Genomic DNA, 874 nt, shown 5'->3' with positions numbered 1-874 from the left:
AGAAGCTGTTTGAGGTCTCTATTGACGAGCAAGCAGGATCCCTATAAAGGCCATAGCAACCATGACTTTACTGGTATTTAACTTGCGTTCGCAATTGAACAAAAGCCGTCGCCAGTTGGTTAACCAACTGAAACTACGTTCCACGACCCAGCGCTGTGGCGTTACTTGACCGTTCTTCAGATCACTTTGTTTGGCGATAATGACATCTGCACCAATGATTGCATGGACCGACTGGGCGAAGTTGTCGCCTGTATAGCCACCATCGGCCATCACTCGCTGAACAAGATCAAACTGCTCTTCATTTAACGCGAGTAAAGCGATCGCACCGTCCCGTTCGGAGACATTAGCTGTGGTAATGTGGATCGCGAATGGGAGACCATTAATATCAACGGCAAGGTGGCGTTTAATCCCACTGATTTTCTTGCCGCCATCATACCCTTTATTTTGGGGTGTTGCCGTATTTTTGACGCTTTGCGCATCAAGAATTACGAACGACGTTCGTACCGATCGTCCCATTCGTAATCGCTCTCGAGCGACAATTTTTTTAAAAGCAGGTCAATCAGGGAATATTCCGAATTAGCTAATGGTTTTGACCACATGGCAAAGTAAGTGTAAACGGTTTGCCATTTCGGAAAATCATGCGGCAACTGACGCCATTGAGCGCCCGTACGAAGCTCGTAAAGCACTGCATTGAAGACATCAAATAGGTCCACCCTTCGAGGACATGTACGCTTGCGAAACGTCTCAAGGTCAACGCGAATCAATTCAAATTGGTCACGAGTGATATTGCTTGGATAATCAGTCATAATGAAGTCCTTTTTTCACATATTTTACCGGAAATTCAAGCGTCTTTCAAAGACCTCAAACAGTTTCT

General features: G+C 45.5%; 1 protein-coding gene. It reads right to left on the bottom strand.

Annotation, left to right across the window (positions count from 1 at the left end):
- Positions 1-18 precede the first annotated feature (18 nt).
- A protein-coding gene (locus ACWP87_RS13775; protein ID WP_269843164.1) for an IS5 family transposase occupies positions 19-806 on the bottom strand; the annotation gives its coding sequence in 2 pieces (ribosomal slippage) (positions 19-539 and positions 539-806; 789 coding nt in all).
- Positions 807-874: the final 68 nt, after the last annotated feature.

This window comes from Lacticaseibacillus sp. 22 (assembly GCF_055413445.1).
The sequence above is the reverse complement of the archived record's forward strand: the minus strand, read 5'-3'. Positions and strand labels throughout refer to the sequence as shown.